This is a genomic window from Streptosporangium sp. NPDC003464 (assembly GCF_053588315.1).
The window spans coordinates 1-19916 of the sequence record NZ_JBSFPS010000189.1; the positions used below are offsets into that span (position 1 = coordinate 1).

At 72.8% G+C, this 19916-nt stretch carries 16 protein-coding genes; 6 read left to right on the plus strand and 10 right to left on the minus strand.

What is annotated here, in order from left to right:
* Positions 1 to 183 precede the first annotated feature (183 nt).
* Together ACWDS7_RS32815 and ACWDS7_RS32820 are read right to left on the minus strand one after the other, a co-directional pair.
* On the minus strand, positions 184 to 417 hold the full coding sequence (locus ACWDS7_RS32815) for a hypothetical protein (protein ID WP_306858372.1): 234 nt from the start codon (positions 415 to 417) through the stop codon (positions 184 to 186).
* 4 nt (positions 418 to 421) lie between these two features.
* Positions 422 to 1780, minus strand: a complete 1359-nt coding sequence (locus ACWDS7_RS32820) for a S8 family peptidase (protein WP_451932414.1) — start codon at positions 1778 to 1780, stop codon at positions 422 to 424.
* Between the two features lie 170 nt (positions 1781 to 1950).
* On the opposite strand from ACWDS7_RS32820, the gene ACWDS7_RS32825 reads away from it, so the two are divergent.
* A complete protein-coding gene (locus ACWDS7_RS32825; protein ID WP_451932415.1) occupies positions 1951 to 3996 on the plus strand; it encodes a spermidine synthase in 2046 nt (681 codons plus the stop codon).
* A gap of 67 nt (positions 3997 to 4063) precedes the next feature.
* Here ACWDS7_RS32825 and ACWDS7_RS32830 read toward each other — a convergent pair whose 3' ends face one another.
* Both ACWDS7_RS32830 and ACWDS7_RS32835 read right to left on the minus strand, forming a co-directional pair.
* Positions 4064 to 5845 (minus strand): LCP family protein, encoded by a 1782-nt coding sequence (locus tag ACWDS7_RS32830; protein ID WP_451932425.1) that lies wholly within the window; start codon positions 5843 to 5845, stop codon positions 4064 to 4066.
* Positions 5846 to 5988: 143 nt separating this feature from the next.
* Positions 5989 to 7074, minus strand: coding sequence for a neutral zinc metallopeptidase (locus tag ACWDS7_RS32835; protein ID WP_451932416.1), 1086 nt, complete (start codon positions 7072 to 7074; stop codon positions 5989 to 5991).
* A 679-nt stretch (positions 7075 to 7753) separates the two neighbouring features.
* Here ACWDS7_RS32835 and ACWDS7_RS32840 point away from each other — a divergent pair.
* Together ACWDS7_RS32840 and folP are read left to right on the plus strand one after the other, a co-directional pair.
* Entirely contained in the window at positions 7754 to 8620 is an 867-nt protein-coding gene (locus ACWDS7_RS32840; RefSeq protein ID WP_306858377.1) for a LysR family transcriptional regulator, read from the plus strand.
* An 86-nt stretch (positions 8621 to 8706) separates the two neighbouring features.
* Positions 8707 to 9540: a dihydropteroate synthase gene (folP, locus tag ACWDS7_RS32845; RefSeq protein ID WP_306858379.1), complete on the plus strand. Its 834-nt coding sequence runs from the start codon at positions 8707 to 8709 to the stop codon at positions 9538 to 9540.
* 308 nt (positions 9541 to 9848) lie between these two features.
* Here folP and ACWDS7_RS32850 read toward each other — a convergent pair whose 3' ends face one another.
* From ACWDS7_RS32850 to ACWDS7_RS32875, 6 genes are all read right to left on the minus strand, one after another.
* The gene (locus tag ACWDS7_RS32850; protein ID WP_451932417.1) at positions 9849 to 11267 is read right to left on the minus strand and encodes a pyridoxal phosphate-dependent decarboxylase family protein; all 1419 of its coding nucleotides are present in this window, start codon (positions 11265 to 11267) and stop codon (positions 9849 to 9851) included.
* Entirely contained in the window at positions 11254 to 12624 is a 1371-nt protein-coding gene (locus ACWDS7_RS32855; protein WP_451932418.1) for an MFS transporter, read from the minus strand. The genes ACWDS7_RS32850 and ACWDS7_RS32855 overlap by 14 nt, the downstream gene beginning before the upstream one ends.
* A gap of 52 nt (positions 12625 to 12676) precedes the next feature.
* The gene (locus ACWDS7_RS32860; protein WP_451932419.1) at positions 12677 to 13318 is read right to left on the minus strand and encodes a TetR/AcrR family transcriptional regulator; all 642 of its coding nucleotides are present in this window, start codon (positions 13316 to 13318) and stop codon (positions 12677 to 12679) included.
* Between the two features lie 177 nt (positions 13319 to 13495).
* On the minus strand, positions 13496 to 14179 hold the full coding sequence (locus ACWDS7_RS32865; protein ID WP_451932420.1) for a TetR/AcrR family transcriptional regulator: 684 nt from the start codon (positions 14177 to 14179) through the stop codon (positions 13496 to 13498).
* A 59-nt stretch (positions 14180 to 14238) separates the two neighbouring features.
* Complete coding sequence (locus ACWDS7_RS32870; RefSeq protein ID WP_451932421.1) at positions 14239 to 15672, minus strand: sensor histidine kinase; 1434 nt, start codon at positions 15670 to 15672, stop codon at positions 14239 to 14241.
* Positions 15662 to 16336 (minus strand): response regulator transcription factor, encoded by a 675-nt coding sequence (locus ACWDS7_RS32875; RefSeq protein WP_306858385.1) that lies wholly within the window; start codon positions 16334 to 16336, stop codon positions 15662 to 15664. The genes ACWDS7_RS32870 and ACWDS7_RS32875 overlap by 11 nt, the downstream gene beginning before the upstream one ends.
* A gap of 184 nt (positions 16337 to 16520) precedes the next feature.
* On the opposite strand from ACWDS7_RS32875, the gene ACWDS7_RS32880 reads away from it, so the two are divergent.
* The 3 genes from ACWDS7_RS32880 (at position 16521) to ACWDS7_RS32890 (ending at position 19768) form a co-directional block, all read left to right on the plus strand.
* Positions 16521 to 17642, plus strand: coding sequence for a LolA family protein (locus ACWDS7_RS32880; protein WP_451932422.1), 1122 nt, complete (start codon positions 16521 to 16523; stop codon positions 17640 to 17642).
* A 148-nt stretch (positions 17643 to 17790) separates the two neighbouring features.
* Positions 17791 to 18768, plus strand: a complete 978-nt coding sequence (locus ACWDS7_RS32885) for an ATP-binding cassette domain-containing protein (RefSeq protein WP_451932423.1) — start codon at positions 17791 to 17793, stop codon at positions 18766 to 18768.
* Between the two features lie 13 nt (positions 18769 to 18781).
* Positions 18782 to 19768, plus strand: coding sequence for an ABC transporter permease (locus ACWDS7_RS32890; RefSeq protein ID WP_451932424.1), 987 nt, complete (start codon positions 18782 to 18784; stop codon positions 19766 to 19768).
* Positions 19769 to 19916 lie beyond the last annotated feature (148 nt).

Sequence of the window (19916 nt, forward strand, 5' to 3'; positions counted from 1 at the left end):
GAAGCCCTGCGCGAGCTGTTCGGCGGGCACTACGCGAGCTGGACCGTGGCCGCGGGCGTCGCCGTGACCCTGGCCCTGTCGGTGGTCTGCGTGACGGTGGGCACCCGCGTCTTCAACCGCGAGAACGCCTGACCACCGGGCGGGACGGAGCGGCGGCGCCGCGGGCCCGGACGCGCCGCCGCCTCAGCCCGGTGGGCCGTAGGGCTCGATCCTCGGGTCGGCGTAGGGGCCGCCGCCCGCCTCGGGGTCGATCCGGCGGGCGGCCTCCTCGCTCACCCGCAGGCCGTACAGGCCCTGACCGGGATCGATGAGCACCAGGCCGTAGCCGGTGTCGACCTCCTCCTCCGACAGCCCCAGGCGGCGCATCGCCTGCGTGAGTGTCGCCTGGGGCGGGAGCCGTACGGTGACAAGGACCATGACCTCACGCTACGCGCATCGCCCTGCGGCGCAACGCGGCGAGTATCCCCGATGTGTCGGTGACGCCGTAGCCGTAGTCGTAGTCGAACCCGATGTCGCTGCGGTCGTCGGCGGTGCGGCGCAGCAGGGTGCGCAGCTGGGCGGGGGTGAGGGCGGTGGAGGACCACCGGGTGCGGACGGCCGCGACCAGGCCGGCGGCCACCGGGCAGGCGGCCGAGGTGCCCGAGTCGGGCTCGCCGTCGCCGAAGGCCTTGGAGCCGGAGAAGTGGGTGTAGGAGCAGACGTCGGGCTTGCGGAGGGTGAGGCGGCCGGGCCCCTGGGAGGAGTATCCGACCCGCTGGCCGTTGGTGTCGACGCCCCCGATGGACAGCACGCCCGGATGGGAGTTGGCGCCCGTGATCGGCCGGTCCGGGTAGGCGCACCGCCTGTCCTTGCAGTCGCGCCCGCAGTTTCCGGCGGCGAACAGCACGTCGGCGCCGGCCTGCTCCAGGCTGGAGATGATGAGGTTGAACGGGTGCGCGGGGTTGTCGGAGTAGTTGCCCGGGTGGCCGACGGGGAAGTCCCAGCGGGGGGAGAAGGAGCCCCAGCTGTTGGTGATCACCAGGGAGCGCGACTCCGCGGGCTGGGCCTCCAGGACGGTGCGCAGGTGGGCGAAGGCCGCCACCGCGTCCGACAGCAGGCCGTCCAGGGCCGAGCCGCCGGGGCGCTGGGAGAGCAGCACGGGGATGTCGATCAGCGACGCCCGCGGGGCGGCGATGAGCGCGTCGAAGGCGCACATCGTGCCGTGGTTGACCGGGAACTCGCCCGGCTCGCCGCTCACCCCGTCGGGGCTCCAGCTCCGCTCCCTGTCCAGCAGCAGGTCCCGGCCGAGATGGTGCTTGACGTGCGCGGCGTTGATGCCGGTGTCCAGCACCGCCAGCGCGACGCCCGACCCGTCGAGCCCCTCGGCGTGCAGCTCGGCGGCGTGCACCAGCCGCTCCACGTCGTGCCAGTCGCCCACGGGGGCGTCGCCGCCGCAGGTGAGGTTGGTCTCGATCACCGGGTCGGCGTAGATCCCCACGACGTCGTTGCGGAGGGTGGGCAGCAGGGTGAGGCGGGTGGACAGCTCGTCGTCGGAGATCTCCCCGCGGACCATGACCGAGGCGTCGTCGGCGGCGAGGGAGAAGGTCAGGGCCTGGTTCAGGGAGAGGGGGTCGCCCCCGGCCGCGGGCACGGGACGCGGCACGGCGACCGGCGTGTAGGAGGGGTCCAGGACGACGCCGGGCAGCCGGTCGGCGACGTCGGCCGTCGTCGTGGTCACGCCGGGATCGGCCACCGCCGCGACGACGTCCGGGGAGGGGCGGAGCTGGATCAGGACCCGCATGGTGCACCACCAGGATTCGGGGGATCGGACTCCACCACGTTCCTTCATCCGCCTCGATCGCGTCCAGCCATTCAAACCAGCGTGTATCGGTATCAGCCCACCTGAAGCCCGCAAACCGCCGACACTTATTTCCTTCCCTGGGGGCATGACGGTCACTAGCGTTGGACGGCATGACCGCAGCGGCGGAGACGACGCCACCCCCCCATTCCGATGTCCTGTCCACGCACTGGCTGGGCACCCGGCCGAGACTGGTCGTGGCCAGCGCGTTCATGCTCTTCCTGGAGCTGGCGCTGATCCGGTGGACCGGATCGAACATCGTGCATCTGAGTTACTTCACGAACTTTGTCCTGCTCGGCTCGTTCCTCGGCATCGGGCTCGGGTTCCTCCGGGTGGGGCGCACGAGGCGGCAGCCGTACTACTCGCCGATCGTGCTGGCCGTCCTCGTGCTGGTCATCCTGTTCTTCCCGGTCACGGTGGACCGGCAGACCGAGGGCGTCCTGTACTGGACGAGCCTGAGCACCCAGGGGCCGCCGCCCTGGCTGATCCTGCCGGTGATCTTCGCGGCCGCGGCGGTGGTGCTGATGGGCCCGGCCGAGCTGGTCGGGCGGTGCTTCCCCGAGCTGGACCGGCTGGAGGCCTACCGCTACGACCTGATCGGCAGCCTCACCGGCATCGCGCTGTTCACCGCCCTGTCCTTCCTCAGCGCGCCCCCGGTCGTGTGGGGGGTGATCGCCGCGGCCGCCTACGTCGTGCTGCTGTGGCCGCGCAACGTCTGGGGGAAAGTCGCGCTGGCCGTCCCGTCCCTGGTCGTCGTCGGAGCGCTCGCGGTGGAGACGCTGACGGCGGGGGCGCTGTGGTCGCCTTACTACAAGGTGACCTACGACCGGCTCGACTACGCCGGCGTCCCGGTGATGGACATCCAGGTCAACGGTATCCCGCACCAGCAGGCCGTCCCGGCGGCCAGCCGGCTCCAATGGGAGCGCCAGTACGCGCTGCCGTACGAGCGGGCCGCGGCGCGGAAGCTGGACGACGTCCTGATCGTCGGCGCGGGCAGCGGCACCGACGTGGCCATCGCGCTGTCCAAGGGCGCCAAGCACGTGGACGCGGTGGAGATCGACCCCAAGCTCCGCGAGCTCGGCGGGACCTACCACCCCGACCGGCCCTACGCCGACCCCCGCGTCACCACCGTCGTCACCGACGGCCGCGCCTTCCTGGAGCGCACCTCCGGCAAGTACGACCTGATCCTCTTCGCGCTGCCCGACTCGCTCACCCTGGTCTCCGGGGCGAGCTCGTTGCGGCTGGAGAGCTACCTGTTCACCCAGCAGGCCATGGAGGCGGCCAGGGACCACCTCAAGCCCGGCGGCACCTTCTCGATGTACAACTACTACCGGGAGAGCTGGCTGGTGGACCGGCTCGCCGCCACCATGCAGGCCGCCTTCGGCCACAAGCCGTGCGTGGACATCGTCAGCGAGACCGGCCAGCAGGCCGTGATCACCGCGGGTCTCAGTCCCCAGGCCCAGAGCTGCGGCGCGGAGTGGGCCGGCGCGACCGCCGCCACCCCGCCGCCGACGGGCGACGACCGGCCGTTCCTCTACCTGAAGGACCGCACGGTCCCGCAGATCTACATCATCACCCTCGGCCTGATCCTGATCGTGAGCATGCTCGCCGTCCGGGCCGTCGCCGGGCCGTACACCCGGATGCGCCCCTACGCCGACCTGTTCCTGCTGGGCGTGGCCTTCCTGCTGCTGGAGACCAAGAGCGTGACCGGCTTCGCGCTGCTGTTCGGCACGACCTGGGTGGTCAACGCCATCGTGTTCGCCGGGGTGCTGGTCGCGGTGCTCGCCGCGGTGGAGGTGACGCGCCGCTTCAGGATCCCGCCGCTGCCCGTCATGTACGGCGTGCTCCTCGGCGGGCTGGTGCTGGCCTGGCTGGTGCCCAACTCCTGGCTGCTGGGCCTGCCGCTGCCGCTGCGGGCGCTGGTCGCCGTGGTGGTGGCGTTCCTGCCGATCTTCGCGGCCAACGTGGTGTTCGCCAAGCGCTTCGCCGACTCCGGCGACGGCACGACGGCCTTCGGCGCGAACCTGCTGGGCGCGATGGTCGGCGGCTGCCTGGAGTATCTGGCGCTGGTCATCGGCTACCAGGCCCTGCTGATCGTGGCGGGCCTGCTCTACCTCGGCGCCTTCGCCCTATTGCCCCGCGGGGCCAAGGCCGCCTGAGCGCCGGCGGGAAAGACGGTGGCCCGGCTCCCCAGGGGGAGCCGGGCCACGCGGGCGCGGGGAGGGGTCAGAACCCGCAGAGCTCGCCGAGGGACTTGGCTCCCTTGCCGTTCTGGGTGGGGGTCTGGCTCGGCCGGACCGTCTCGGTCCTGCTGGGCGTCGGGGCGGGAGAGGCGCCGCTCTCGCCGGGCGAGGCCGTCGCGCCGGGGGAGGCGGTCACGCCGGCCGCCAGGGCGCGGCGGCTGGGCTGGAGCGACTGGCGCAGCGCCTTGGCCGCCGCGGTGCGGATCTTCGGCCAGTCGGGGGAGCCGGTGTAGAACTCCGGCGGCACGAACTGCAGGCTGGTGATCCTGGCGTTCTTGACCCTGAGGCCGAGGTCGGTCACGTGCTCCAGCAGCTCGCGGGGGATGTTGGTCTTGGCCATCCGCTTGGCCACATTCGCGATCTTGACGAAGTTGGTGAGCACCACCTGGGGGGTGGCCTGCTGGGCGAAGGCGCCGATGACGCACCGCTGGCGGGCCATGCGGGAGAAGTCGTCGCTGCCGACGCGGGAGCGCCCGTACCAGAGCGCCTCCTCGCCGGACAGCGTCTGGTAGCCGGCCTTGATCGTGCCCGCGGTGCCGTAGAGACCGCCCCACTTGACGTCGGTGTCCACCCGGATCTTCAGCCCGCCGATGGCGTCCACCAGGTGGGCGAAGCCGAACATGTTCACCAGGGCGTAGTAGTCGATCTTCAGGTTGAGCGTGTGGCCGATGGCGTCCATGAGCGCCCGGGGGCCGCGCTGCTCGTTCTTGCCCGGCACGATCTCGGGGTGGTCCTCGCCGTACTGCCAGACCTCGTTGAGCAGGCCGCCGTTGGGCAGCTCGCGCATGAAGCCGTTGGGGAAGTGCTTGGCGAGCGGGGTGCCGGGGGTGAAGCGGACGTGCTGCAGGTTGCGGGGCAGGCTGAACATGACCGTGTTGCCGGTGGCGACGTGCACGCTCGCCACGGTCATGCTGTCGGTCCGCACGCCCTCCCGGTTGCCGGCCCCGTCGCCGCCGATGAGCAGGAAGTTCACCCGGTCGCGCCCGCCCCACGGGTCCTCGTGCTTGATCGGGGCCGCCGTCGGGTCGTCCTTGACGGTCGGGAAGAGGCTGTTGGCCGTCTCCTTGACGGTCAGCACCGTGCTCGCGGCCAGCGCGAACGGCGCCATCACCGACACGCACAGCAGGCCGACCACGACGCCCGAGACGACCTGCCCGCTGCGGTTCAGCCGGTTGGGTTTCAGGGAGATGTAGGACGACAGCACCAGCAGGAACCAGACGAGCGCGCCGAGCCCGGCGATGAGCGCCCCGGCCAGGAGCGTGCCGTCCCGGGTGATGAAGCCGGTGTTGCCCGATCCGTACATGATGAGACCGCCGGCCAGCGCGGCCACCAGCAGCACGCCGAAGACGCCCAGCAGGATGTAGCCGGTGCGGCGGCGCCCGGCGCGCAGGTGCGCCGCGCCGGGCAGGACCGCCGACAGCAGGGTCCAGCCGATGAGCGAGGCGGTCGTCAGCGGCCTGGCGAACTGCGGCCGGCCCTTGCCCTCGGGCGCCTGGCCGGGCGCCGGAGGGCCGGCCGCGGGCACCGGCCCGGGCTGCCCGGCCGGCTCCCGCGCCGGTGCGGGTCCCCCCGTCTGCGCGGAGGTCTCCGCCGTCCGCTCGGGCTGCCCGGCCTGGCCGGTCTCCGGCCCCCCTACGGCCGGCGCCCCGGGGAGGTCCTGCGCGCCGCCGGTGCCGGGCTGCGCTTCACCGCCCGGGCCGCGCCGCCGAGTGCGCCGTTTCCCACCGTCGCCGGCGGGATCCCCCGAGTCTTGCCCAAGGCGCATCGTCACACCGCTTCCTACGTCTTATCCCGGTCAACCTGGCAAAACGGCCAAGATTCCCCGATTTCACAGAATTGCCAGGATTCTAGTCCCCATACCTGGACATGACAGACAGATGACCAATTCTCGGTTAACGGTCATCTAAGCTACGACGTCGTCGAAGCGGGGGCCAGCCAGGTGTTGCACTGGAAGGTCTTGTTCTTCTCGTAGCCCTGGCGGAACCAGCGATTGTTGTTGGCGGGCGAGCCGTGGTCGCGGGGGTGGCCCGGCCAGTCGCCGACCCGCGAGTAGAAGTAGTAGAGCGTGTTGCGCCGCGCCGGGGTCACCGGGTAGCTGGCCGAGACCGAACGCATGAACATCGCGCCGAAGCAGGTGGCCTGGAGCTCGAAGCGGCGGCTCAGCGCGAGCCTGCCGCTCTGGCTGCTGGAGCGCGAGGTCTGCTCCCACCAGGAGTCGGACAGGCCCGACATCTGCTGCACGTGATGCCCGTACTCGTGGGCCATCATGCTGACGATCGTGCCGTGCCAGTCGGTGATGTCGCCGTACTCCTTCACCAGGGCCGTGGTCGAGGCGTAGATGGTGAGGTTGCGCGGGCAGTAGTACGGCACGTTGCTGCCGGCCGAGGGGTAGTCCCCGCAGGCGCCGCGCCCCCGGGTGGAGGCGATGGCGTAGCCCGGGCGCTGCCAGCTCAGTCCCTGCGCGCGCATGATCTGCGACCAGCCCCTGTCCAGGCAGGTGGACGTCCTCATGATCAGTGCCTTGAGCTGGCTGCCGCTGCGGACGCTGGGCGAGCCCACCGGGCAGTTCACCCTGGGCAGGCCGCCGGTCCGGTAGAGGGTGTTGTTCTTCAGGCTGGTGTTGAGGGTCTGCCGCCTGGTCGGGACCGTGTCCGAGGTGGGCTCGGCGGAGGAGGTGGGTTCGGCTGAGGAGGTGGGTTCGGTGGAGCGCGATTCGGCGGGCTCCGGTGAGGCGGAGCTGTCCGTGGGTCTGTCGAACGGGCTGAAGGTGGGGATCGCGACCGGCGAGACCGGGTCCGCGTGGCGGTTGCTCTTGATCAGCGCGCCGACCACCACGAGCCCGACGAACACCAGCGCGACCACGCCGAAGACGCCGCCGATGATCGCCCCGGCGCCGCCGCCGGAGCGGGGGCGCTGCGGCTGCCACTGGGGCGGCGGATACGGCGGCCGCCGGTGCCGGGGGTCCGGCGGCGGGGGCGGCTGGCCGTACGGCATCCGCCCCTGCGGCGGGGGCGGGTATCCCTGTGCCGGGGGTGGCGGGTATCCCTGTCCGGGGGGTGCCGGGTGTCCCTGTCCGGGCGGGGGCGGGTATCCCGGCCCCGGACGGCCCTGGGGCGGCCCTTGGGGTGGTCCCTGCGGCATGGGCTGCTGCGGCGGATAGGCCTGGGGCGGTCCCTGCGGGGGGCGGCCCCGGTCCGGCGGGGGCGGCCCGGGGGCCGGCTGCGGCGGACGGCCGTGGCCCGGTGGGAGGCCCTGTCCCGGCGGGGGCGGGAGATACCCCTGCCCCGGAGGCGGCGGGTAGCCCTGTCCTGGGGGCGGCGGATAACCCTGTCCCGGCGGGGGCGGATAACCCTGAGGCGGTCCTTGCGGAGGTCCCTGGTGCGGTCCCTGCGGCGGGGCGGGGGCCCATGCGGGCGGCTGCTGGGCGGGGTACGGGTGTCCCTGGGGCGGGGGTGGTGGAGGGTAGTGCCCGTTGCCTGTCACGCTGTCTCCCCGTTAACCCGAGCGTCCGATATGGCATGAAAGCCCGGACCTTTGCCGAATTTGGGGCGTAAGCATACTGATTTCTCACCCGTCACGGATGTCGCTGCGTTCGATTACATTCCGAAATCATCCGAGGTGATCTCCGCGATGTGCGGGACCGGGCCGGGCACTGTGATTTAGCTTCAAAACCATGAATCTGCAGCAGCTCCGCTATGTGGTCGCGACGGCGGAGCACCGCACCATGACCGATGCGGCCAGGTCGCTGTACATCGCACAACCTGCGCTTTCCCGTGCGATCAGAGACCTCGAACGAGAACTCGGGATGACGTTGTTCGCCCGTTCCGGGCGTGGCGTGGTCGTCACGGCGCAGGGGCGCCGGGTGGTCAAGCTCGCCAGGGAGGCGCTCGACGCGGTCCGCGAGATCGAGGAACTGTCCAGCCACGGAGACTCGGAGGCCGAACTCCGGATCGCCTCCACCCCCAGCCTCGAACCGGGGCTGGCCGGACGTCTCCTCCCCGCCTACAGTGCCGAGCACCCCGGAGTGCGCGTGCACATCGTCCGCTGCGACGGGCGGGACGGCGTGGTCAACGCCATCAGGGACCAGCGGGCCGACCTCGGCCTGACGGACCTGCCCGTCCCCGCCGACCTGATCAGTCACCCGCTGGAGCGTCAGGAGATCGTGCTGATCTCCCCGCCCGGCCTGGACCTGCCCGACCCGGTGCCGATGAGCAGGCTCAACGGCATGCGGCTGGTCCTGCCGGTCCCCGGCAGCGCCCGGCGCAGGGAGTTCGACGCGCTGTTCGCCAAGTACGGCGTCGCCCCGGTGCCGACCGTGCAGCTGGACGAGCGGGGCAACTGGCTCAACACCGTCCGCTCGGGCGCGGCCTCCCTGCTCTGGTACCGGGGGATGGCCGAGCAGGCCGCCCGGGCCGGGCTGGTGGTCCGTCCCCTCGATCCCTCGGTCCGCCGGGTGATCGCCCTTGTCCACGCGCGACGGCGGCTGCCCGCCATCGCCCAGGAGTTCTTGTCGGTGGCCGAAGGTGGGTCGGCCGCCTAGGAACGTCACGTCCTTTCGAAACCCCCCAGAGGCGGCGCAGGTGGGAGCGCCTGCCTCTCCGACACCGGGCGATAGGCTCGGTCTCGATGACTATCTTGCGCCTGCGTGGCCGTGAGTTCCGGCCCGGCGAATTCGCGATCATGGCGGTGGTCAACCGCACCCCGGACTCCTTCTTCGACAAGGGGAGGACCTACGGCTTCGAGGCCGCCCTGGAGGCGGTGGCCGGGGCCGTCGACGGTGGCGCGGACATCGTGGACATCGGCGGCGTCAAGGCGGGCCCCGGCGACGAGGTGGACCCCGCCGAGGAGATCCGCCGGGTGGCCGATCTGGTCGCGGCGGTCCGGGAGCGCCACCCCCGGCTGATCATCAGTGTCGACACCTGGCGGGCCGAGGTCGGCGAGGTCGTCGCCGAGGCGGGCGCCGACCTGCTCAACGACACCTGGGGCGGGGTCGACCCCGCGCTGGCGGAGGTCGCCGCCAAGCACGGCATCGGGCTGGTCTGCGCGCACGCCGGCCGCGTCGCCCCCCGCACCCGCCCGCACCGCATCGCCTACGCCGACGTGGTCGCCGACGTCATCGGCTACACCGTCGAGCTCGCCGAGCGGGCGGTCGCCGCCGGGGTCCGCAGGGAGTCGATCCTGATCGACCCGGCGCACGACTTCGGCAAGAACACCTGGCACTCCCTGGAGGTCAGCCGCCGCCTGGACGAGATGGTGGCCACCGGCTGGCCGGTGCTCGTCGCGGTCTCCAACAAGGACTTCGTCGGCGAGACCCTCGGCGGTCTCCCGGTCGACGAGCGCCACGCCGGCACCATGGCGACCCTGGCGGTCTCGGCCTGGCAGGGCGCCCGGGTCTTCCGGGTCCACGACGCGGCCTCCGCCCGCACCGCGCTGGCCACCGTCGCCGAGCTGCGGCGTTAGCCTCGGGCTGAGCGGGAGGCGGGGCCGCCGGCGATCCCGTCCTCGGGTGGCGCGGGCCGGGCCGGGAAGAGGTCGGGCCACCCGCGGGGGGGACGGGTGGCCCGATGGCGAGACGGGACGTGTCTCGCTTTTCGCGTGGTCCTGCCGCTGCCGATCCCGGCGCCGCCGGGGCCCGTGGAGGGCGACCGGCACGCCTCCGCGAGGTGCGCGGGCGGCGATCGGACATCCCCATGGTCAACCAATGAGGATATTTACCGCAATATCCTGACTTGGGTAAATCAATTTGTTATGTACGTCGGCCGGCCCGCTCAGGCGTAGATCACCGACAGGAAGCGGATCAGGACCGCCTCACGCCTGTCGGCCGGCAGCGCGTCCAGGACCGCGTTGACCACGGCCATCTCCGGCTGGCCCGGCCCGCCGAGCTCCACCCCGACGGCCGCGGCGAGCTCGCCGAAGGCGGCGTCGTCCAGCGCGTCCAGGTCCAGCTCCGCGACGAGCTCCACCAGCCCCTCGGGCAGGGTCGCCGGGCCGCGCTCCCGCGCCGCCGCGGCGGACTCCGCGATCACCTCCAGCATCGCCTCCACCCCCCGCAGGGTCACCCCGGTGACCGTGACGTGGATGTTGGCCGGGATCCCCGCGTAGGAGAGCTGCGGCTGCAGGAACCAGCCGCGCCTGCGGGCCTCGTCGGACAGCACGAACACGTCCACCTCCTCCGAGCCGAAGGCGACCAGGGCCGAGTCGGGGTCGCCGAGCACCCGCAGGCCGGGGATCTCCGCGATGCCCTCGCGGAGCCGCCGGGCCGCCGCCAGGGTGGCGCGGCCGAGTTCGAGGTAACCCTCCCGGCCGAGGGCCTGGAGGGTGGCCCAGGCGCCGCCCAGCGGACCGGCGGACCTGGAGCTCTGCACGGTGGCGTTGATGACCGTGTAGCCGGGCCACGACGCCGACGCGAAGTAGGCCCTGCGCCGCAGCGCCGGGTCGGCGAACAGCACGACCGAGGCTCCCTTGGGGGAGTAGCCGAACTTGTGCAGGTCGCAGGAGAGCGAGGTGACGCCGGGCACCGACAGGTCGAACGGCGGGACCGGCGCCCCGGCCTCGCGCAGCCACGGCAGCAGCCACCCGCCCACGCAGGCGTCCACGTGGCAGAGCACGCCACGCGCGGAGGCGGCCGCGGCGATCTCGGCGACCGGGTCCACCACACCCTGCGGGTAGGAGGGCGCCGAGGCGACCACCAGCACCGTGTCCTCGGTGATCACCGCCTCGACGGCCGCCGCGGAGGCCCGGAACGTCTCGGGGTCGACCGGCACGGTGTCCACCGCCACCCCCAGGTAGTGCGCCGCCTTGTGGAAGGCCGGGTGCGCGGTGACCGGGACGGCCATCCGGGGACGCCCCGGCACCCGCCGCGAGTCCCGCGCGGCCTTCACCGCCAGCATGATCGACTCGGTGCCGCCGCTGGTGAAGATGCCGCAGCCGCCGCCCAGCAGCTCGGCGACCGCGCCGACGACCTGCTTCTCCATCTCCACCACGCTGGGGAACGCGGTCGGGTCGAGGGTGTTGACCTCCAGCATCTCGAAGTAGGCCCGGGCCGCGGCCTCGTGCACCTCCGGCCGCCCGGTGTCGTACACGTACGCGGTCACCTTGCCTCCGCGTACCGGCAGGTCGTCCTCCTTCAGCCGGGTGATCTCGGCGAGCAGTTCCTCGACGTCCCGGCCCTTCTCAGGCAGGTTCATGGATCTCCTTGGGTGATGCGGCTCGGGCAAGCCGGTGGTAGGCGATGACGAGAGGGAGGCTGAGCAGCATGAGCGCCGTCGGCAGGGCGGTGAAGCCGAGCAGCAGGCCGGTCAGGGCCGGCCCGGCCTGGGCGGCGGGGGCGTCGAACGGGCCCGAGGCGAACCCGCTCACGGTCAGCACCAGGGCGAACAGCCCCGGCCCGACCGCCATGCCCGCCGTCTCCCCGGCGGTCCACAGGCCGGTGAACGCGCCTGACTGGGCGTGCCCGGTGCGGGCGGCGTCGGCGTGCACGGTCTCCGGGAGCAGCGACAGCGGCAGCAGTTGCAGGGCCGCGTAGCAGACGCCGATCAGGCCGGTGAGCAGGAGCGTGCCCGCGACGGAGGCCGAGCCGAGCACCGGGACGAGCGCGGCCGCCGCCGCCGCGAACCCCGCCACGGCCACGCGGTAGCAGGCCACCATGCCGAACCGGCGCGCCGCCCGCGTCCACAGCGGTACGGCGAGCGCGCTCGGCCCCACCATGCACACGAACATGACCGAGGTCAGCCCGTAGTCGCCCAGCCGGTGGACCGCCACGTACGGCGCGCCCGCCAGCATCACCGCCACCCCCAGGGACTGGGTCACGTACGCGGCCAGCAGCGCGAAGAAGGGCCGGTTCCCGCGGGCCGTCCGGAAGGCGGCCACCAGGCCGAGCGGCCGGGCGCCCGGCCGGGAGACCACCCACCGGGTGGACAGGGCGGCGGACAGCAGAGCCGCCGTCATCACCGCGCCGACCGCCGCGCCCATCACCGCGTATCCGCTCCGGCCGCCGCCGCCCAGGCTCACGAGCTCCGGGGCCAGCCCTCCGGCGACCAGGATGCCCAGGGTCAGGCAGACGATCCGCCAGGACATGATCCGGGTGCGCTCCGCCGTACCGCCGGACATCTCGGCCGGCAGCGCCACGTAGGGCACCTGGAAGCAGGCGAACGCCGAGGCGGCGAGCAGGAACGCGATCCCCGCCCAGGCCACGCCGGGCACCTCACCCGGGACGGCGAACATCGCGGCGAAGGCCACCGGCAGGGTGAGCGAGCCGAGCAGCAGCAGCCGGGTGCGGCGGCCGGTCCGCACGGCCTCGCGGTCGCTGGCGGCGCCGACGACCGGGTTGAGCAGGACGTCCCAGGCCTTGGGGGCGACCAGCACGGCCCCCGCCACGGCCGCGGAGACCCCGAGGACGTCGGTCAGGTAGAACAGCAGGAGCAGGCCGGGGACCGCGGAGAAGACGCCGGTGCCGACCGAGCCGAGGGCGTAGCCGAGCAGCCGTCCGCGGCCGAGCGGGGGCGCGGCCGCCGCGGACCGCGAGGGGGGATGTCCAGGTGGCAAGGAGGGGCTCCCGGGAGGAGGAGAGGGGGGCGGGGCGTCGGGAGAGGCGGGGTCAGGTGGGAGGGTCTCCCTGGAGATGGGCGGTGAGGTGCATCATCCGATGGAGATGGGCACGGAACCTGCGCATGGCCTGAGGGTCGTCCATCCGCCTGCGGTTGCCCTGCTGGTCGAGCACCCCGCTCTGGGAGAAGCTGTTGGCGCACCAGATCATCGACCAGATGAGGTATTCGATGTCGACGTCGCGGCGGATGTATCCGGCGGCCACCGCCGGTTCGAGCGCGTCCCAGATGAGACCGCTCAGCGGCTGGGTGTAGCGCCACTCCAGCTCGGTGATGTCGCTGGCGTCGGACAGCCAGCGGTGCATCCACAGCGCCGGCATCTCGGGGTAGGCCAGGCACAGGTCCAGGTAGTGGTCGATGAGCTGGTGCATGAGGGCCGACGCCTCTTCGGGGCTCGCCACGGAGGTGTTCTTGAGCACCCCTTCCAGGGAGGCCAGCTCGACCTGGTACATCCGTTCCATGACCTCGAGATACAGCTCGCGCTTGCCGCCGATGTGTCCGGTGACGGCGGCGACGTTGAGCCCGGCGGCCTCGGCGATCTGGCTGACGGAGGTCGCGTCGTAGCCCATGGCGGCGAACAGCCTGGTCGCGACCCGCAGGATCAGCTCCCGCTGACCGCCATCAGCGGAAGTCATGAAAGTGACGCTAGATCCGGATACATGCCCTGGCCAATCACTTGATGGACAAGCCTCGGTCAAGATAGCGGAAGCCGTACGGCGGCCCGCGGACGGGGGTTGCGCCCCTGCGCGGCCGGACTGTCAGAAGGGGCCTCCAAGGAGCGACTGTCAGAAGGGGCCTCCAAGGGGCGACTGTCAGAAGGGGCCTCCGAGGGGCGGGGGAGGGCCGGGCGCCGGGGGAGGGCCGCCGGGGGCCGGGGGCGCGTCTCCGGGCAGGCTGAGGACGCAGTGCAGCATCTGGTGCAGGTAGGCACGGAAGCGCCGCAGGGTCTCCGGATCCTCGGGGCCGACGCGGTTGCCGTCCTCGTCGAGCACCCCGCCGCGGGCGAAGGCGTGGGTGCACCAGATCACCGACCAGATCACGTACTTCAGGTCGGTGGAGCCGGAGGTCAGGGGCGCGAGGGCCTCGGTGACGTACTGGACCAGCGGCTGGACGTAGTGCCGGTCCAGCTCGGTGACGTCGCTGGCGTCGAACAGCCAGCGGTGCATCCACAGCGCGGGGAACTCGGAGTTCTGGGCGCAGAAGTCGATGTAGTCGTCGATGAGGCGGTGCACGGCGGCCGTGGCCTCCTCCGGCGCCGCGGCGGCGATCTCCCGGACCGACCTCTCCAGGCCGGCCAGCTCGGCCTGGTGCGCGCGTTCCATGACCGCCATATACAGATCCCGCTTCGAGCCGACAGACTCGGTGATGGCGGCGACGTCGAGCCCGGCGGCCTCGGCGATCTGGCTGACGGAGGTCGCGTCGTAGCCCAGGGCGGCGAACAGCCTGGTCGCGACCTGCAGGATCAGCTCCCGCTGACCGCCATCAGCGGAAGTCATGAAAATGACGCTAGATCCGGAAACGCGGCCGGGCCAATCACCCGACGGGCAAGCCTCGGTCAAGATAGCGGAAGCCGTACGACGGCCCGCAGGCCGGGGCGGGCGTCCTCCAGGTGGACCGCGCCGCCGTGGGCGTGGACGGTCTCGCGGACGATGGCCAGGCCGAGCCCGGCCCCGCCCTCGTCGCGGCTGCGCGCGCTGTCCAGCCGGGTGAAGCGGTCGAAGACCCGCTCCCGGTCGGGCTCGGGGATGCCGGGGCCGTCGTCGGTGACGGTCAGCACCGCGTCGGCGCCCTCGACGCGCAGCTCCACCGCCACCGGGGCGTGGGTGTGCCGCAGCGCGTTGTCCACCAGGTTGACCAGCACCCGCCCCAGGTCCAGCGCGTCTCCGGCCACCACGATCGCCCCGTCCGTCCCCTCCGGTGACACCGGCGGGCCGGGCGGCAGGCCGCCGATCCGCACGGTGACGGCCTCGCCGTACCGCTCGACGGCCTGGGGGACGAGCTGGTCCAGCTCCACCGGCTCCCGGCGGCCCGGCGCGCCGCCGCGCTCGTCCAGGCGGGCCAGCGCGAGCAGGTCCTCGGCCAGTCGGGCCAGGCGCATGGTGTCTTCCAGCACCCCTTCGGCCGTCTCCTGCCAGTCCTGGCCGTGCGGGTGGCCGAGCGCCACCTCAAGCTGGAGCCGGATGCTGGCCAGCGGGCTGCGCAGCTCGTGCGCCGCGTCGGAGACCAGGGCCCGCTGGCGGGCGTCGGCCTTCTCCAGCCTGGCCAGCATGTCGTTGAGGGTGACGGCCAGGCTGTGCACCTCGTCGCGGGCCTCGGGCACCGGCAGGCGCCGGGACCGGGCGGTGTCGGTGATCTCCTCCGCGCCCCGGCGCAGCGCGTTGATGGGCCGCAGGGTCCTGCCGATGATCATCCAACTGGCCCCGCCGAGCAGCACCAGCAGCAGCGGCGTGCCGCCGAGCAGCACGTGCCCGGCCGTGGTGATGCTGGCCTGCACCTCGCTGAAGGGGCGTGCGGCGATCACCGTCAGGCCCCGGTCGGCGCTGAGCACCCGCACCCGCAGCACGTGCGGGATCCCGTACGGCTCGCCGTTCAGGAACCGCGCCCGGCCCTCCCGGACCGCCGCCGCCCGCTCCCCGGAGTTCAGCAGCGGGACCAGCCGGTCGGTGCCGGCGGTGGCGTGGGTGATCCGCCCGGCGCCGTCGATCACCTGCAGGAGGGTGCCGTCCGGCGAGGTCAGCTCGCCCGGCAGCCGCTCGGCGTCGGCCAGCGAGACGGTGCCACGGGCCCGCTGGTAGATCGAGTCGTCGATGGTGGACAGCAGTGACCTGCCGAGCACGCCGATCATCACCCACGCCGAGACCGCCAGCGCCGCCGCCAGCACGGCCGAGGCCACCGCGGTCAGCCGGAAGCGCAGGCTCTTGCGCCGCCACCAGCCGACCGTGCGCCGCCCGTCCCGGGCGCCCGCCCGGGACGGCCGCTCAGCCGCCATCGCCGGCCAGCCGGTATCCGGCCCCCCGGACCGTCTGCAGCGCGCTCCGGGAGAACGGCGCGTCGATCTTGCGGCGCAGGTAGCCGACATAGACCTCGACCACGTTGGGATCGGTGTCGAAGGTGTCCCAGACGTGCTCCAGGATCTCCGCCTTGGAGACCACCTCGTCGTGGCGGCGCATCAGGTATTCCAGGAGCGCGAACTCCCTGGGCGTCAGCTCCACCGGCGTCTCGCCCCGGTGGACCCGCCGCCGCGCGGGATCCAGCGACAGGTCCCCGGCCTGCAGCACCGACGGGCGCCGCCCGGCGCCGCGCCGCAGCAGCGCCCTCAGCCTGGCCACCAGCACGACGTAGGAGAACGGCTTGGTCAGGTAGTCGTCGGCGCCCAGGTCGAGCCCGTCGGCCATGTCGTACTCGCCGTCCTTGGCCGACAGCATTAGGATCGGCACCCAGTTCTCCTCCGCCCGCAGATGCTTGCAGACGTTGTATCCGGAGATCCTGGGCAGCATGATGTCCAGCACCACCACGTCGTAGTCGCCGTGCCTGGCCAGGTGCAGGCCGTCCTCGCCGTCGTGCGCGAGATCGACCGCGAACCCCTCGGCCTGCAGCCCGCGCTGGAGCGCCGCGGCCATCCGCCGCTCGTCCTCCACGACGAGAACCCGCATCTCCCACCTCCTCCGCTGTCGGACCCATCTTCGACCAGCCGTCCTGAGAGGCGGCTGAGAACCCTGTGAGCCCTCTCAGTCTGTCTCAGCTCCGGCACAGGACCGCTCACGCAAGCTGCGAATGACAGGGATTGACGGCATACCGTGAGGGAGTGACATGTCAGAGCGAGCGAGACGAGGCCGCATGGTGAGGTGGAGCGTGCCGATCGCCGCGGCCGCGGTGGTCGCCGGCGCGATCGGCGCAGGTCCGGTGATCGCCGCGGTCCAGGGGGAGCCGGTGCTGCCCGAGCGCACCGCCGCACAGCTGCTGGCCGACGCCACCCAGGCCGCCAGGTCCGGCCTGAAGCCCATGTCGGGCACCGTGATGCAGACCGCCTCCCTCGGCCTGCCCGGGCTGCCGGAGGTGACGGGCATGGGCGGCACGTCGCCCGCGGCCCTGCTGGCCGGCTCGCACGAGCTCAAGGTCTGGTACGGCGGCGCCGACCGGCTCCGCTTCGCCCTCCCCGGGCGGATGAGCGAGACCGACCTGATCGTCAACGGCGACCAGGCGTGGCTGTGGGAGAGCGAGGCCAACAAGGCCACCCGGCTCAAGGGCGTCGACCAGGTGGAGCGCGACCACGACAAGGCCCTGCCCACGGCCACCACCCCGCAGCAGCTCGCCCAGGAGGTGCTGGAGCGGGCCGACGCCGGCACCGCGGTCAGCGTGAGCAACACCGAGAAGGTCGCCGACCGGCCGGCCTACCAGCTCGTCCTGACGCCCAAGGACACCTCCTCGCTGGTCAAGGAGGTCAAGCTGGCACTCGACGGGGAGACCCTCGTCCCGCTGCGGGTCCAGGTCTACGCCAAGAGCGCGGCCGAGCCGGCCTTCGAGGTCGGCTTCACCTCGGTGACGTTCACCCCTCCCGCCCCGGACAACTTCACCTTCACCCCGCCGGCGGGCGCGAAGGTGGAGGAGAAGTCGCTCGCCGACCTGGTCCGGGGCCCGGCGGCCGGGCAGGAGAGGGCCGAGCTGCTGAAGGGCGCGGTCACGACCGTGGGTGAGGGCTGGACCACGGTCGCGGTGCTCCCGCTCCCCGAGCAGGCGCTCACGGGCCAGGCCCAGCAGCAGGACGGGCGCCCCGCCGGCCAGGACACGGCCGCGATCGCCGACGCCCTGATGAAGTCGGCCAAGCCGGTCAGCGGGGCGTGGGGCAGCGGCAGGGTCATCCAGACCAAGCTGGTCTCCGCGCTGCTGACCGACGACGGCCGCCTGCTGGTCGGCGCGGTCACCCCGGAGAAGCTGACCGAGGCGGCCGGGCGGAAGTGAGCGAGATGCCGGGAGACACGCGACTCCTGGCGGGCGGCCGCGGAGACCGCGACGGCGGGTTCCACGGTGCGGGGCTCGACGAGAACCCGGGGGCGTCCACGGGGCGCCCCCGCCCGCCCGCCGTACCACGCCGACCGATGGGAGAGCAGTGCTGACCGTCCAGGAGGCGACGCCGCCCGCCGCGGTCCCCGCCGAAGACTGCTCGCTCGTCACCCGTGGGCTGACCAAGCGGTTCCGGGGCGGTCAGGTGGCCGTGGACGGCCTCGACCTGGCCGTGCCCCGGGGGTCGGTCTTCGGCTTCCTCGGCCCCAACGGCTCGGGCAAGACCACGACCATCCGCATGCTGCTCGGCCTGGCCGCGCCGACCGCCGGCACCTGGGAGCTGCTCGGCACGCCGATGCCGGCCGGGATGCCCGCGGTGCTGTCACGGGTGGGGGCGCTGGTCGAGGGGCCGGCGTTCTATCCCTACCTGTCGGGCGAGGCGAACCTGCGCCGCTACGACGCCGCCGACCCGGCCGCCGACCCGCGCACGGCCTCCGCCCGGATCGGGCTGGCCCTCGACCGGGTGGGGCTGGCCGCCGCGGCCCGCAAACGCTACCGGGCCTACTCGCTGGGCATGCGCCAGCGGCTGGCCATCGCCGCGGCGCTGCTCGGGCCCAGGGAGCTGCTGATCCTCGACGAGCCGACCAACGGCCTCGACCCGCAGGGCACCCGCGAGGTGCGGGGACTGGTCAGGGAGATCGCCACCGAGGGGACGACCGTGTTCGTCTCCTCCCACCTGCTGGCCGAGGTGGAGCAGATGTGCTCCCACGTCGCCGTCATGCGGAGCGGGCGGCTGGTCGCCCAGGGGCCCATCGCCGACCTGCGGGCCGGGGAGGTGGCGCGGATCCGGGTGGAGACACCCGACACCGCCGAGGCTGCGGCCGTGCTCGCCGGCCTCGGGCTGGCAGGGGTCCGCACCGGTGACGGCGAGGCCGGTGCCGAGCTGGGCTCCGCCGCCCCGGAGCGGATCTGCGCGGCGCTGGTGACCGCCGGCGTCGCCGTGCGCGGCCTGGCGGTGCAGCGGCCGAGCCTTGAGGACGTGTTCGTGGGCCTGACCGGGGAGGGGTTCGATGTCAACGGTTAGCGGAGGAGAGGTCATGGCCGCCGGCACGGGCGACGCGCCGCCCGCGGGGACGGGATCCGTGCCGCCCGCGCCCGCCGTACCCGGTCCCGGCGCGGGCACGGGTGCCGGCACGGGCACCGGCGCGGGCACGGGTCTCGGCATGGGCACGGGTGCCGTCCGGGCGCGGGCGGTGGGCGCCCCTCGGGCGTGGCTGAGGCTGCTCGGCTCGGAAGTGGGGCTGACCTTCCGGCGGCCGAGGAACATCGCCATGCTGTCCGTTCTCGCCCTGGTCCCGGTGCTGATCGGCGTCGCGCTGCGGACGTTCGGCGGGCAGGGCGAGGGCGACGACGGCCCGTCCATCTTCGGGCAGGTCACCGGGAACGGGCTGTTCCTCACCTTCGCCGCGTTCTCGGTCCTGGTGCAGTTGCTGCTGCCGGTCGCGGTCGCGGTGGTCGCCGGAGACTCCATCGCCGGAGAGGCGGGCATCGGCACGCTGCGCTACCTGCTGGCCGCCCCGGCCGGCCGGAGCCGGCTGCTGGCCGTCAAATACGCCAACGCCGTCGTCTTCTGCCTGGCGGCCGTCACCTCGATCGCGCTGTCCGCGCTGATCACCGGGCTGCTGCTCTTCCCGGCCGGCCCGATCACCCTGCTGTCCGGCGGGACGGTCCCCCTGCTCGACGGCATCCTCAGGATCGGCCTCGTCGTGCTGTACGTCACCGCGGGCATGGCGGCCCTGGCCGCCGTCGCGCTGGCGCTGTCGACGCTGACCGAGGTGGCCGTCGGCGCCATCGCCTCGACCGTGGTGTTCGTCATCGTCGCCCAGGTGCTCGGCGTCGTCCCGCAGCTCGCCGGGCTCCAGCCGTACCTGCTGAGCCGCTGGTGGAGCGGCTTCGACGGGGTGCTGCGCGACCCGGTGGCCACCGGTGACATGGGTCAGGGCCTGCTGGTCTTCGCCGCCTACGCCGTGGTCTTCGGCTCGCTCGCCTGGGCCCGCTTCACCGGCAAGGACGTCACCTGCTGAACCTCCGCCGGCGGGCCGGGCCCGGGCGCACGGAGGCCGCGCGGCGTGACACCCATGAGCAGTACCCCGTCCGCGTCTACGGCGGCCCGACCGCTCTCTACGACTACGGCGGGTTGAGGTTTCTCACAGATCGGAAGAGCGGGTGTAG